At 70.4% G+C, this 13,359-nt stretch carries 14 protein-coding genes; 5 read left to right on the top strand and 9 right to left on the bottom strand.

From position 1 onward, the window contains the following. Window positions 1–78: 78 nt before the first annotated feature. From ICG51_RS08145 to rhlB, 4 genes are all read right to left on the bottom strand, one after another. Entirely contained in the window at window positions 79–909 is an 831-nt protein-coding gene (locus ICG51_RS08145) for a response regulator (RefSeq protein WP_190279897.1), read from the bottom strand. Between the two features lies 1 nt (window position 910). Continuing rightward, complete coding sequence (ftsX, locus tag ICG51_RS08140; RefSeq protein ID WP_190279896.1) at window positions 911–1,873, bottom strand: permease-like cell division protein FtsX; 963 nt, start codon at window positions 1,871–1,873, stop codon at window positions 911–913. Beyond that, window positions 1,866–2,555 carry a cell division ATP-binding protein FtsE gene (ftsE, locus tag ICG51_RS08135; RefSeq protein WP_190279895.1) on the bottom strand — a complete coding sequence of 230 codons (690 nt, stop codon included), beginning with the start codon at window positions 2,553–2,555 and terminating at the stop codon, window positions 1,866–1,868. The genes ftsX and ftsE overlap by 8 nt, the downstream gene beginning before the upstream one ends. A gap of 75 nt (window positions 2,556–2,630) precedes the next feature. Next, window positions 2,631–4,343, bottom strand: a complete 1,713-nt coding sequence (gene rhlB / locus ICG51_RS08130; RefSeq protein ID WP_190279894.1) for an ATP-dependent RNA helicase RhlB — start codon at window positions 4,341–4,343, stop codon at window positions 2,631–2,633. Window positions 4,344–4,550: 207 nt separating this feature from the next. On the opposite strand from rhlB, the gene trxA reads away from it, so the two are divergent. Continuing rightward, window positions 4,551–4,877 (top strand): thioredoxin, encoded by a 327-nt coding sequence (gene trxA, locus ICG51_RS08125; protein WP_190279893.1) that lies wholly within the window; start codon window positions 4,551–4,553, stop codon window positions 4,875–4,877. 309 nt (window positions 4,878–5,186) lie between these two features. Then, the gene (rho, locus tag ICG51_RS08120; protein ID WP_190279892.1) at window positions 5,187–6,905 is read left to right on the top strand and encodes a transcription termination factor Rho; all 1,719 of its coding nucleotides are present in this window, start codon (window positions 5,187–5,189) and stop codon (window positions 6,903–6,905) included. 56 nt (window positions 6,906–6,961) lie between these two features. On the opposite strand, the gene ICG51_RS08115 is transcribed toward rho, so the two are convergent. Next, window positions 6,962–7,783 carry a D-hexose-6-phosphate mutarotase gene (locus ICG51_RS08115; protein WP_190279891.1) on the bottom strand — a complete coding sequence of 274 codons (822 nt, stop codon included), beginning with the start codon at window positions 7,781–7,783 and terminating at the stop codon, window positions 6,962–6,964. Between the two features lie 26 nt (window positions 7,784–7,809). Next, window positions 7,810–9,486, bottom strand: coding sequence for a GspE/PulE family protein (locus tag ICG51_RS08110; RefSeq protein ID WP_190279890.1), 1,677 nt, complete (start codon window positions 9,484–9,486; stop codon window positions 7,810–7,812). Window positions 9,487–9,576: 90 nt separating this feature from the next. Between ICG51_RS08110 and ubiE the strand changes: the two genes are divergently transcribed. The 3 genes from ubiE to ung are packed head-to-tail and all read left to right on the top strand — an operon-like array spanning window position 9,577 to window position 11,247. Next, window positions 9,577–10,338 (top strand): bifunctional demethylmenaquinone methyltransferase/2-methoxy-6-polyprenyl-1,4-benzoquinol methylase UbiE, encoded by a 762-nt coding sequence (gene ubiE, locus ICG51_RS08105; protein ID WP_190279889.1) that lies wholly within the window; start codon window positions 9,577–9,579, stop codon window positions 10,336–10,338. 4 nt (window positions 10,339–10,342) lie between these two features. Further along, window positions 10,343–10,531 (top strand): hypothetical protein, encoded by a 189-nt coding sequence (locus ICG51_RS08100; protein WP_190279888.1) that lies wholly within the window; start codon window positions 10,343–10,345, stop codon window positions 10,529–10,531. Between the two features lie 5 nt (window positions 10,532–10,536). After that, window positions 10,537–11,247, top strand: a complete 711-nt coding sequence (gene ung, locus ICG51_RS08095; RefSeq protein WP_190279887.1) for a uracil-DNA glycosylase — start codon at window positions 10,537–10,539, stop codon at window positions 11,245–11,247. Here ung and thiD read toward each other — a convergent pair. The 3 genes from thiD to ICG51_RS08080 are packed head-to-tail and all read right to left on the bottom strand — an operon-like array spanning window position 11,234 to window position 13,358. Then, a complete protein-coding gene (thiD, locus tag ICG51_RS08090) occupies window positions 11,234–11,986 on the bottom strand; it encodes a bifunctional hydroxymethylpyrimidine kinase/phosphomethylpyrimidine kinase (protein WP_190279886.1) in 753 nt (250 codons plus the stop codon). The two genes, ung and thiD, sit on opposite strands and share 14 nt — an antisense overlap. Beyond that, on the bottom strand, window positions 11,983–12,591 hold the full coding sequence (locus ICG51_RS08085) for a thiamine phosphate synthase (RefSeq protein WP_190279885.1): 609 nt from the start codon (window positions 12,589–12,591) through the stop codon (window positions 11,983–11,985). The genes thiD and ICG51_RS08085 overlap by 4 nt, the downstream gene beginning before the upstream one ends. Continuing rightward, window positions 12,588–13,358, bottom strand: a complete 771-nt coding sequence (locus ICG51_RS08080) for a thiazole synthase (RefSeq protein WP_190279884.1) — start codon at window positions 13,356–13,358, stop codon at window positions 12,588–12,590. Before ICG51_RS08080 ends, ICG51_RS08085 begins: the two co-directional genes overlap by 4 nt. Window position 13,359: the final 1 nt, after the last annotated feature.

The following is a 13,359-nucleotide window of genomic DNA, read 5'->3' as shown; positions in this document are numbered from 1 at the left end:
GCTTTTTGCGTGATCCCGCAAAAGCGTTCGCGCCCCTGCGGTGCTCCTACGGAAGCGTGAGTGTGGGCGGGCGCGCGCTCAGCCCAGTTTCGACAGCCGCAGCTGGAACAGCACCTTGGTCACCAGCAGGCGCTCCTCGATCGGCTTCAGCACCAGGTCGTTGGCGCCGTCGCGCAGCAGCGCGGCCTGGTTGTCGCGGTTGTCGTCGCCGGTCATCATCACCATCGGCAGGCGTCGCTTGCCGTAGTGGAAGACGTCGCGGATCTGGTTGAGCAGTTCGCGTCCGCTGAGCGCGCCCTTCAGGTACACGTCGCTGAGCACCAGGTCGGCGCCGACGTCGCCGTCCTTGCGGCCGAAGAACTTGTGCAGGTGCTCCAGCGCATCCTCCGCGCTGATCACGTGCAGCACCTGCATGCCGTGGCGCTCCAGCATGCGCTTGGTCGCCACCGCCACCACCCGGCTGTCCTCCACGTACAGCACCCGCGCGCCCTCGATCGGCGCCGGATGCACGTAGCCGCGGATGAACGCGGCCAGCGCGGTCTGGCCCAGCGACTTGTCGAAGTAGTCGGTGATGTCCTCGGTGAAGGCGCGCGTTTCCAGCGCCTCCTGGGCGTTGCCGGAAATCACGATCACCGGCACGTAGCTCTGTCCGGACGCCTCGCGTACGCTGCGCGCCAGCGCCAGGCCGTCGCCGTCCGGCAGCACCAGCGCGGTGGTGACCAGGTCGACTGCGCCGGCTTCCAGCGCCTTGCGCGCCTCGGCGATCCCGGAACAGCCGATCACCTCCGCGCCCGGCAGTTCCTTCAGCAGGGTGTCGCCGACCAGCTTGCGCACCAGCTTGCTGCCATCGACCACCATCACCCGCGGCGCGTCGCTGACCACATGGCGCAGATCCTGTTTGCCTGCCATCTCAATGCTCCCGTGGGCGGGCCTGCCGCAGATAGTGCCCGGTGACCAGGCCGGCCCCGAACCAACCCAGCAGGCCGGCGCCGCCAAGCACGCAGGCGGCGGCCAGCGGATCGAGGCCCTGCAGCGCGAAGCTGCTGCCATAGCGCGCGGCCAGCGCCGCCAGCGGCGCCTGCAGCGCCATCCATGCCAGGGTCAGGATGCCCAGCGCAAGCGCGCCGGCGGCCAGCCCGTACCAGGCGCCGAGGTAGAGGAAAGGACGGCGCACGAAACCGTCACTGGCACCGAGCAATTGCAGCACGCCGATTTCCTCCCGCCGCGACTGGATGTCCAGGCGCACGGTATTGCCGACCACCAGCAGCGCGCCCAGCCCCAGCAGCGCCGCCAGCACCTGCACCACCCGCGCGCCGAAACCCAGCCATGCCTGCAGGCGCTCGCGCCAGCGCGCGTCGTGCTGCACCCGGTCGGTTTCCGGCAGCGCCTGCGCGGCCTGCACCAGCGCACGTTCGTCATCGCGCGGGATCACCCGCAGCGCCTCCGGCAGCGCCGCGCGTGCGACGTCTTCGCCCAGCGCATCGATGGCTGCGGCCAGGTCGTCGCGCTGGCGCAGCTGCGCCAACGCCTGCTCCGGCGCCACCCGCTCGACCGAGGCCACGTCGCTGCGCGCGCGCAGCACGTCGGCCAGCGCCTCCGCCTTCGCCGCGTCGAGGCCCGGCTGCAGGAACACCGTCACCTCGCGCGCGGCCTGCACCTGGCCGCCCAGCCGCTGCACGTTGTCCAGCACCACCCACAGGCCCAGCGGCAGCGCCAGCGCCAGCGCCATCACCCCGATCGTGAGCAGGCTGGCCCACGGCTTGCGCAGCAGCCGGCCCAGGCTGGCGACCACGCTGTAGCCATGATGTTCCAGCCACGCGCCGGCGCGGCTGGAATGCAGCTGCTCGACGCGCTGGTTGCCCGGCTTAGCCATCGGCCAGGTCCTCCGGGGCGATGTCGTCGGTCAGCCGGCCGTGCTCCAGCACCAGCACGCGCCTGCGCATGCGCTTGACCAGCGCCAGGTCGTGGCTGGCGATCAGCACGCTGGTGCCGCGTTCGGGCAGGGAGGCGAACAGCGCCATGATCTCGGCCGACAGGGTGGGATCGAGGTTGCCGGTGGGTTCGTCGGCGACCAGCAGTGGCGGCTCGGCCACCACCGCGCGGGCGATGCCGACGCGCTGCTGCTCGCCCGCCGACAGCTGCGTCGGCAGGGCGTTGGCGCGCGCCTCCAGCCCCACCCGGCCGAGGATCGAACGCACCCGTTTGCCGATCTCGACGCGCTTCATCCCGCGCAGCACCAGCGGCAGCGCGACGTTGTCGGCCACGCTGCGATCCATCAGCAGCTGGTGGTTCTGGTAGACCACGCCGACGTTGCGGCGGTGCGCGGCGATGCGCCCGCCGCGGACCTTGGCCAGGTTGCGCTCGTCGAACAGCACCGCGCCGCGGCTGGGCCGCTCGGCCAGCTGGATCAGTTTCAGCAACGTGCTCTTGCCGGCACCGGAGTGGCCGGTGACGAACAGCATCTCACCCGCGTCCACGGCGAAGCTCACCTCGGACAGCGCGGGCTGGCCGCCGGGGTAGAGCTTGCTGACGTTGTCGAACCGCAGGACCGGCATGCGTGGAATGGACGATGCGAACGGACGGGCAGTATCGCCCGAGCCGGCGCCAGCGGCCAGCGCGGGCGCGCCGGCTCAGTGCTGCTTGCTGGGCGTGCGGGTCACCAGCGACTTCAGCCCGCGGCCGATGCGGCTGAACAACGAGGGCTTGTCGGCAGTGGACGCGGCGCTGCCGGCGGCGGCCCTGTTCGCCGGCACGTACTTCGGCGCCGCCGGCTTGGCCGGCTGCTGCGGCGTGGCCGCCTGTGCCTGCGCTGCACCCTCGGCGCCTTCCAGCGGCCGTCCGCCGCGGCGGCGGCGACGCTTGCGCGCCGGTGCATCGCCTTCGGTTGCGGCCGGCTGCGCCTGCACGACCGCGGGCTTCGGCGCAGCGGCGGCATCGCCTTCCGCACGAGGCTTGCGCGGCGGGCGCGGGCCGCGGCCTTCGCCACTGCGACGCTCGCCACCACCGCTGCGCTCGCCGGAACGCCCGCCGGCGCTGCGGCCACCGCGGCCACCGCCACGCTTGGCGTCCTCGGCCGCGCGCGCCTCGCGCACTTCCTTGAAGATCTCGCCGATGCTCTCGCCTTCCTCGGCATTGAGCTCCACGCCCTCGCGCGGCTTGCGCGGCAGCGCGGTCATCAGTTCCTGGGTGACCGGCTCGGACGGGATCTTCTGTTCGATGTAGGCCTCGATGTCGGGCAGCGACATCGCGTAGCGCTCGCAGGCGAAGCTGATCGCGTCGCCCTCGGCGCCGAGGCGCGCGGTGCGGCCGATGCGATGCACGTAGTCTTCGGCATCGAACGGCAGGTCGTAGTTGTAGACGTACTGCACGCCGTCGATGTGCAGGCCGCGCGCGGCCACGTCGGTGGCGACCAGGATCTCCAGCTGGCCGGCCTGGAACTTCTTCAGCAGCGATTCGCGCTTCTTCTGCGGCACGTCGCCGGACAGCACGCCGACGCGGTAGCCGGCCCGCTCCAGCGCGCGCGCGACGCGCTCGACGAACGCCTTGGTGTTGACGAACACCATGGTGCGCGCGCCCTCGCTGCGCGACAGCAGGCCCAGCAGCAGCGGCAGCTTCTCCTCGTCGGCCGGGTAGTACAGCTTCTGGCGGACGCGCGCGGCGGTGATGTGCTCGGTTTCCACCACCAGCTTCTGCGGCTCGTTCATGTGCTCGTAGGCCAGCTCCAGCACGCGGTGGCTGAGCGTGGCGGAGAACAGCAGGGTCTGGCGGGTGCCGCGCTCCGGCATGCGGCGCAGCAGGAAGCGGATGTCCTTGATGAAGCCGAGGTCGAACATACGGTCGGCTTCGTCCAGCACGCAGACCTCGCAGGCGTGCAGGCTGACCACCTTGTGCTGCTTGACGTAGTCGATCAGCCGGCCGGGGGTGGCGATGATCACGTCGGCGCCGGCCTGCAGCAGCTCGCGCTGCTTGTCGTAGTCCACGCCGCCGTACACCAGCGCGAACTTCAGGCCAAGGTCGGAGGCGAACTTCACCGCGTCCTTGTGGATCTGGATGGCCAGCTCGCGGGTCGGCGCCAGGATCAGCGCACGCGGATCCTCCGGCTTGCGGTCGGCCAGCGCCGGGCGGGTCAGCAGGCGGTTGATCACCGCCACCAGGAAGGCCAGGGTCTTGCCGGTGCCGGTCTGGGCCTGGCCGGCGACGTCGCCGCCGGGCAGCGCCACCGGCAGGGTCATCGCCTGGATGGGGGTGCAGCGGGTGAAGCCGGCGCCTTCCAGCCCGGCCAACAGGTCCGGATGCAGGTCGAAGGTGGAAAAGGTGATGTCGGTCAGGGGCTTGTCGGACACGGTGTCTGCCTCGGAAGGTGGCAGGCACACGGTTCCAGAACGCCGCGTTGCACTTCGCCACTTGCATGAATGGAGGGCAGCCACGCAGACTGCCGGGACAATTCCGGGGCTGGTCGTTCCCGGCACGGCGCCTTGCAGAATCCGGCGCAACCTTCCAAGTCTAACACCGGCGCGGCCTGCCGCGTCCCGCAACCCTCTGGAGCCGACATGAGCGATACCGTCCTGCACGCCACCGACGCCGATTTCGACAGCCAGGTGCTGGCCTCCGATCAGCCGGTGCTGGTGGACTTCTGGGCGCCCTGGTGCGGCCCGTGCAAGATGATCGCCCCGGCCCTGGACCAGCTCGCCGCCGATTACGCCGGCCGCGCGAAGATCGTCAAGGTCGACGTCGACCAGAACCAGCAGACCGCGATGAAGTACCACGTGCGCAGCATCCCGATGCTGCTGCTGTTCAAGGGCGGCCAGGTGCAGGCCACCCAGATCGGCGCGGTGGGCAAGGCCCAGCTGGCGCAGATGATCGACAAGGCGATCTGATACCCCGCCCGGTCGGCCGGTGGCCGGCATCCGTGCCGACGCCACCTGGCCGATGCCTGCACCGGTCCGCAACCGATCCACGGCGCTGCGCGCCGCGGTGTTCCGGCCGGCGTGATCGCCCGGAACTGAACCGCCCGGCGCCCGCCGCTTGCGCGGCAGCCGGCAGCGATGCTAGCGTTTCGCACCATCCGGCGCTGATCCGTCCCCTCTACGGCGCGCCGCACCCCTTCTGATCCACTCCCGATCCGAACCATTTCCCACGATCCGCCCGCCGCCTGCGGGCGCTCGCAACGCAAGCGAGGTTCCCCCTTGTCCGATACCCCCAACGACGCCAGCGGCGAAGTCGCCGAGAAGCGCGTGCGCAAGCCCCGCGCGGCCAAGCCGCGCGCGCCCGAACAGTCCGAAATCGCGCTGCCGCCGGCAGCGCCCGCAGCAGCAGCCCCGCCAGCGGCACCGGCACCAGCACCGGCACAGCCGGCTACACCGCCGGCTCCCGCTCCCGCAGCTCCGCCCGAGTCCGCGCCGGCCCCGGCGCAGGGTGAGCAGCAACGCGAAGGTGGTCGCCAGCAGCAGGGCGATGCCGGTAGCCAGGACGGCCAGGACGGCGGCCAGCGCGACAGCCACCGCAACAGCCGCCGTGAACGCTTCAAGAACCGCCGCGATCGCCAGCGCGACCGCCAGCGCGACGGTGGCATGGCCGACGAGGGTGGCAACGGCGAGAACTTCGTGCCGCGCCCGCACCCGCAGGTGCCCGAAGGCTTCCCCACCTATTCGCTGGGCGACCTCAAGCGGATGCCCGCGCACAAGCTGCTGGAAATCGCCGACCAGCTGCAGATCAGCGAGGGCGTAGCCCGCGCGCGCAAGCAGGACATCATCTTCGCGATCCTCAAGGTGCTGACCCGCCACGGCGAAGGCGTGCAGGCCGACGGCGTGCTGGAGATCCTGCCCGACGGCTTCGGCTTCCTGCGCGCGGCCGAGGCCAGCTACCTGGCCGGCCCCGACGACACCTACATCAGCCCGTCGCAGATCCGCCGCTTCAACCTGCGCACCGGCGACCACGTCTCCGGCCGCATCCGCTGGCCCAAGGACGGCGAGCGCTACTTCGCGCTGAACATCGTCGACACCATCAACGGCGAGCCGATCGAGGCGTCGAAGAACAAGACCCTGTTCGAGAACCTCACCCCGCTGTTCCCGCGCAAGCGCTTCAAGCTGGAGCGCGGCGACGGTTCAAGCGAGGACATCACCGGCCGCATCCTCGACCTGATGGCCCCGCAGGGCAAGGGCCAGCGCGCCCTGATCGTCAGCCCGCCGAAGGCCGGCAAGACGATGATGATGCAGCAGATCGCCAGCGCCATCACCTACAACCACCCCGACGTGCACCTGATCGTGCTGCTGATCGACGAACGTCCGGAAGAAGTGACCGAGATGCAGCGCACCGTGCGCGGCGAGGTCATCTCCTCCACCTTCGACGAGCCGGCCGCGCGCCACGTGCAGGTCGCGGAAATGGTGATCGAGCGCGCCAAGCGCCTGGTCGAGCACAAGAAGGACGTGGTGATCCTGCTCGACTCGATCACCCGCCTCGCCCGCGCCTACAACAACGTGATGCCGAGCAGCGGCAAGGTCCTGACCGGCGGCGTGGACTCCAACGCCATGCACCGGCCGAAGCGCTTCTTCGGCGCGGCCCGCAACGTCGAGGAAGGCGGCAGCCTGACCATCATCGCCACCGCGCTGGTCGACACCGGCAGCGCGATGGACAAGGTGATCTACGAGGAATTCAAGGGCACCGGCAACAGCGAAGTGCACCTGGACCGCCGCATCACCGAGAAGCGCGTCTATCCGGCGATCGGCGTGAACCTGTCCGGCACCCGCCGCGAGGACCTGCTGATCGAACCCGACCTGCTGCAGAAGATCTGGATCCTGCGCAAGCTGCTGCACCCGATGGACGAGATCGCCGCCATGGAGTTCCTGCTCGACAAGATGAAGAACACCAAGTCGAACGACGAGTTCTTCAGCTCGATGCGCAAGTAAGCCACCGCGCCATCGATGCAAACGGAACGCCCCGCAGTGATGCGGGGCGTTCTGCGTTAGCGGCCCAGCACCTGCGCGCCCCGCCAGGTTTCTCCCGGCCCCAGCACCACCGGTTGCAGCACCTGTCCGGCTTCGACGCAGGCGAAGTGCCGCCAGTCGTCCGGCGCCAGATCGGCGATGCGGGCGCACAGCTGCTCGCCCGGATTCCACACCACCACGTCGCCGAAGCCGTCCTGCTCGATGTCGAGCCGGTGCGTGCCATCCATCAGCACCAGCGGGGCGACCACGTCGTTGTAGATGCGGTCGGTCTCGTTCTCGAACGTGACTTCGTAGTCGTGCTGGCGGTGCAGGGTGCCGCCGCTTGCGCTGTCTTCGTAGTCGCAGCCTTGCAGTCCTTCGAGGGCGACCTGGGCGATGTCGTCCACGCGCAGGTAGCTGTGCAGGGCGGCGGTGAAGGCGAAGGCTGCGGCGCCGGTGTTGTCGATCTCCAGCGCCACCGCCAGCCGCGCGGCGGCCAGGCCGACACGCAGGCGGGCGATGAAGGGATACGGCCAGTCGGTGTCGCTGCCGTCGCCGGACAGCGCCAGCACGGCCTGATCGCCTTCAACACCCGCGTATGTCCAACTGCGGTTGCGGGCGAAGCCGTGCTTGCGCAACAGGCCGCGTTCGCCGAACTGCGGGAAGATCACCGGGATGCCACCGCGGATGGCGGCGCGGCCGTCGAACACCGCGCGCTCGGACAGGAACAGGCGCTCGCGGCCGTCTGCGGGCATCCACGAGAGCACTTGCGCGCCGTGCAGGGCGACCAGTGCGCTGGCGCCCTCAGCGGCGATGCGTATGCAAGGCGTGCCGCGGAAGGCGGCGGGTTCGATGTGCATGCGCGCAGTGTCGCATGCAGGCGCGCTCAGTCCGCGCGCACCCGCCACGCTTCCGACAGCGAGATCTCGCCACTGCGCGCCAGTGCCACCGCGGCCTGGGTGATCGGCACCATGCCTTCCTCCACCGCGACACGGTGGATGGTGTCGGCCTCGGCCCCGGGCACCACCAGTTCGCGCAGGCGCGGGCTCATCACCAGCAGCTCGTAGACCGCGCGCCGCCCGTGCACGCCCAGCCCCTCGCACTGGGCGCAACCGCGTCCGGCATGGAACACGTCGTCGGCCGCCACGCCCAGCGCCTCGCGGATGCGCGCGGGCACCTGCTCGACCTCGCGGCAGTGCGCGCAGGTCAAGCGCACCAGCCGCTGCGACATCACCGCCAGCAGGCTGGCGCGCAGCAGGTAGGGCTCCACACCCAGGTCCAGCAGGCGGGTGACGGTGGTCGCCGCGGTGTTGGTATGCAGCGTGCTCAGCATCAGGTGGCCGGTGAGCGCGCTTTCCACCGCGATGCCGGCGGTCTCGCGGTCGCGGATTTCGCCCACCATGATCACGTCCGGGTCATGGCGCAGGAAGTTGCGCATCGCGCTGGCGAAGGTGAAGCCGGCCGCGCGGTTGACCTGCATCTGCTGGATCTCGGCGATGTGGAACTCCACCGGGTCCTCGATGGTGAGGATGTTGATGCGCTGCTTGCGCATCTCCAGCAGCATCGCGTACAGGGTGGTGGACTTGCCGCAGCCGGTGGGGCCGGTGGTCAGGAACATGCCGTGGCTGCGCGTCATCACGTCGTCCACGCGCAGCTTGTCGGCCTCGCTCAGGCCCAGCTGGTCGAGGTTCCACAGGCCCTCGCGCGGGTCCAGCAGGCGCACCACCGCGCTTTCGCCGTTCACCGTCGGCAGGATCGAGATGCGCAGGTCGACCTTGCCGCCGTTGTCGAGGACGAAACTGGTGCGGCCGTCCTGCGGTAGCCGGTGTTCGGCCAGGTTCATCGCACCCAGCACCTTCACCCGGCTGATCGCGGCCGGATGCAGGGCGCGCATCAGGCTGCGCACCGGCACCAGCTCGTCGTCGATGCGGAACAGCACGTCGGTGTCGTGCTCGCCCGGGCGCAGGTGGATGTCGGAGGCGCGGCGTGCCACCGCATCGGCGATCAGGCCGTGCACGAGCCGCACGATCGGCTGCTCGCGTGCCAGCCGGTTGGCCTCGGCCTCGCTCTCGATGCCGGCCGCATGCGGATCCAGGCCTAGCTGGCGCACGGTTTCGCGGTCCTCGGCCAGGTCGTAGCTGTGGGCGATCGCCTCGCGGATGCCGCGTGCGCTGGCCACCATCGGCAGCACGTGGTGGGCGGTGGCGAACTCCAGCGCGGCCATCGCCTGCTGGCTGGTGGGGTCTTCCATCGCCGCGGCCAGCAGGCCGTTGTGCAGGCGCAGCGGCACCACCCGCAGCTGGCGCGCCTGCTCGGGCCGCAGCAATGCCGCCACCTGCGGGTCCACCGCCACCTCGGGCAGCCGCACCAGCGGCAGGCCCAGGCGCTCGGCATGGCGGTAGCTGCGCTCCTCGGCGTCGTCGCCGCTGGCAAGCCAGTCCGCCAGCGCGATCCCGCCGTCACGTCGCGACGCGAAATTCTTGCCGTGCACGTCGGCCATGTAGGCGTCCAGCGCGGGATCGTCGGCGATCAGCAAGGGCTGGTGCGAATGGGGTGATTGCATGGCGGGCTCCGGCGGCGGTCGGGACCATTCTCGCCGGGCGGCGGCCGGCGGGCATGATCGGGATCAATCCATGGTGCGATAATCCCCGCCATGGATACAGCCCAGGACAAAGCCGGCACCACCCACTTCGGTTTCCGCGACGTGCCGGTGGCCCAGAAGCAGAAGCTGGTCGCGGAGGTGTTCACCTCGGTGGCCGGCAAGTACGACCTGATGAACGATGCCATGAGCCTGGGCATCCACCGGCTGTGGAAGCGTTTCTTCGTCGCCACCACGCAGGTACGCAAGGGCGACCGCGTGCTGGACCTGGCCGGCGGCACCGGCGACATCGCCGCGCTGCTGAAGGACCGAGTGGGCGAAACCGGTGAACTGGTGCTGGGCGACATCAACGGCGACATGCTGCGGGTGGGCCGCGACCGCATGACCGACCGCGGCTTCGTCCGCGGCTTCGAATACGTGCAGTGCAACGCCGAATGCCTGCCCTTCCCCGACGCCAGCTTCGACCTGGTGACAATGGCCTTCGGCCTGCGCAACGTGACCGACAAGGACGCCGCGCTGCGCGAAATCGCGCGCGTGCTGCGCCCGGGCGGGCAGGCACGGGTGCTGGAGTTTTCCGAAGTGCAGGCCGAGTGGTTCAGGCCGATCTACGATTTCCACTCGTTCAAGGTGCTGCCGAAGCTGGGCAGCCTGTTCGCCGGCGACGCCGAGAGCTACCAGTACCTGGCCGAGTCGATCCGCAAGCATCCGCCGCAGCGCGAGCTCAAGGCGATGATGGAAGCGGCCGGGCTGGCGCGCTGCAGCTACCGCAACATGAGCGGCGGCATCGTCGCCATCCACACCGGCTACAAGGTCTGAGCCGATGGCCGGCCCGGAACTGAAGAACTTCCGCGACAGCCGCTGGCGCTATTCGCAGTTCGTGGTGCTGGGTCTGCTGCTGGCCGGGCTGGTGAAGTGGCTGAGCCCGCTGGGCTGGCCGGCCTCGCTGGGGATCGGCGCCGCCTTGGGCGTGGCCTACCTGCTGTTCGAGAAGAAGCGCGGCGTGATCTGAGCGCGATGGACGCCGCCGCCGCGCTGCAACTGGAACCGAGCTGGAAGGCGCGCGTGGGCGACTGGTTCGCGCGCGAAGACATGCGCGCACTGTCCGCCTTCCTGCGCCAGCGCAAAGCCGCCGGCGCGCGCATCTACCCGCCCGGCAGGGACATCTTCGCCGCCTTCGACGCCACGCCGTTCGACGCGGTGAAGGTGGTCATCCTCGGCCAGGATCCGTACCACGGCGCCGGGCAGGCGCACGGGCTGTGCTTTTCGGTGCTGCCGGGGGTGCCGGTGCCGCCGTCGCTGCTGAACATCTACAAGGAGCTGGAGCGCGATACCGGCTTCATCCGTCCCGACCACGGTTGCCTGCTGCCGTGGGCGCGGCGCGGCGTGCTGCTGCTCAACAGCGTGCTGACGGTGGAGGACGGCAAGCCCGGCAGCCACCAGGGCCGCGGCTGGGAAGGGTTCACCGACCACGTGGTGGACGTGCTCAACCGCGAGTGCGAGCAATTGGTGTTCCTGCTCTGGGGCAGCTACGCGCAGAAGAAGGGCGCGGTGATCGACGGACGCCGCCATCGCGTGCTGAAGGCGCCGCACCCGTCGCCGCTGTCGGCGCACCGCGGCTTCCTCGGCTGCGGCCATTTCTCGGCCGCCAACCAATACCTGACCCGTTGCGGAAAGACCCCGATCGACTGGACTCTGCCGCCGCGGGCGCTGCTCACGACGACCTGAAGCGTTCGCCCAGCCAGCTGCCCAGGTGCCGCTTGGCGGCGCCCACCGCCACCTCCAGCCCGTCCCCCAGCGCCAGCCCGGCCGCCACCGCGGCCGACAGCGTGCAACCGCTGCCGTGGCCATCGGCACCGATGATCCACGGCGCGGCGAAACGCTGCGCCGACTGCGGCTGCACCAGCAGGTCCACCGCCTCGGCCAGCGGCGCGTGGCCGCCCTTCATCAGCACCGCGCGCGGCCCCAGCGCCAGCAGTGCGCGGCCCTGCGCCAGCATCTGCGCCTCGTCGCGCGCGCGCGGCACGTCCAGCAACGCGGCCGCTTCATCGAGATTGGGGGTCAGGCAATCGGCCAGCGGCAACAGCTCGCGGCGCAGCATGGCCACCGCGTCGGTGCGCAGCAGCCGCGCGCCGGAGCTGGCGATCATCACCGGATCGATGACGACCGCGGCGGCGCGATGCTGGCGCAGGCTGGCCGCCACCGCTTCGATGATCGACGCCTCGGCCAGCATGCCCAGCTTGACCGCGCGCACCGGCTCTTCCTCGAACACCGCATCGACCTGCTCGCGCACCAGCGTGGCCGGCAACACCTGCACCGCGCGCACGCCGCTGCGGTTCTGCGCGGTGACCGCGGTGATCGCGGTGGCGCCGCGCACGCCCAGCGCGGCGAATGCAGCGAGGTCGGCCTGGATGCCGGCACCGCCGCAGGAATCGGAGCCGGCGATGCTCAGCGCCAGCGGCTTCATGCGCGGCCCCGCGTGGCCTGCAGCCAGGCTTTGGTTTGCGCCTCGGGATCGGGATGGCGGGTGATATCGCTGACCAGCGCAACCACGTCGGCACCCGCGTCGAAACAGCCCTGCGCGCGCTGCAGGGTGATGCCGCCAATCGCCACCAGCGGCAGCGCACCGATTTTGCGTTTCCATTCGCCAATGCGCGGCAGTCCCTGCGGCGACCACGGCATCTGTTTCAGCGTGGTGGGATACACCGGGCCCAGCGCGATGTAGTCCGGCGCCAGCGACAACGCACGTTCCAGTTCGGCATCGTCATGGGTGCTGAGGCCAACGCGGATGTCGCGCCGACGCAGCACCGGCAGGTCGGCCTCATCGAGGTCTTCCTGGCCGAGGTGGACGAAGTCCGCGCCGGCCTCCAGCGCCAGCTGCCAGTGGTCGTTGACTACCAGCTGCGCGGCGTGTGCGCGGCAGGCGGCCAGCGCGGCATGGATCTCCGTTTGCAGTTGCGCCTGCGTGGCGTCCTTGATCCGCAGCTGCACCAGCTTCGTCCCCAGCGGCAGCAGACGCTGCACCCATGCGGCGCCGTCGACTACCGGGTAGAACGGATCGAGCCGGCTCATGCGCGCCAGGCCTGGCCGATGACGGGCGTGGACGGCTCGGCAAAGTCGCGCACCGGCATCGGCCCCGCGGCATGCGCGGCGTGGCCGGCGCGCACCGCATCGGCAAATGCGCGTGCCATCCGCACCGGGTCGGCGGCCAGCGCCACCGCGGTGTTGGCCAGCACTGCGTCGAAACCCAGCTCCATCGCCGCCGCTGCGTGCGAGGGCAGGCCGAGGCCGGCGTCCACCACCATCGGCACGTCGGGGAAGCGCGCACGCAGCGCGCGCAGCGCGAACGGATCGGACAGCCCGCGACCGCTGCCGATCGGCGCGCCCCACGGCATCAGCACGCGGCAGCCCGCCTCGAGCAGGCGGTCGGCCACGCCGAGGTCGGCGGTGGTGTACGGAAACACATCGAAGCCGTCGTCGCAGAGGATCCGCGCGGCCTCCACCAGCCCGAACACGTCCGGCTGCAGCAGCTCGCCTTCACCCAGCACTTCCAGCTTGATCCAACGCGTGCCGAACAGCTCGCGCGCCATCTGCGCGGTGGTGACGGCCTCATTCACCGAATGGCAGCCGGCGGTATTGGGCAGCACCCGCACGCCGAGGTCGCCGATCAGCGACCAGAACGCCTGGCCGGCGCCTGCCCGGGCGTTTTCGCGGCGCAGCGACACCGTCACCACGTCGCAGTCCGCGCCGCGCACTGCCTTGGACAGGATCGCCGGCGAGGGATAGCGTGCGCTGCCCAGCCACAGACGCGAGCCCAGTTCGATGTCGTACACCTGCATC

Source organism: Thermomonas sp. XSG (assembly GCF_014678725.1).
GTDB lineage: Bacteria > Pseudomonadota > Gammaproteobacteria > Xanthomonadales > Xanthomonadaceae > Thermomonas.
This window is presented reverse-complemented; position numbering and strand designations above follow the sequence as displayed.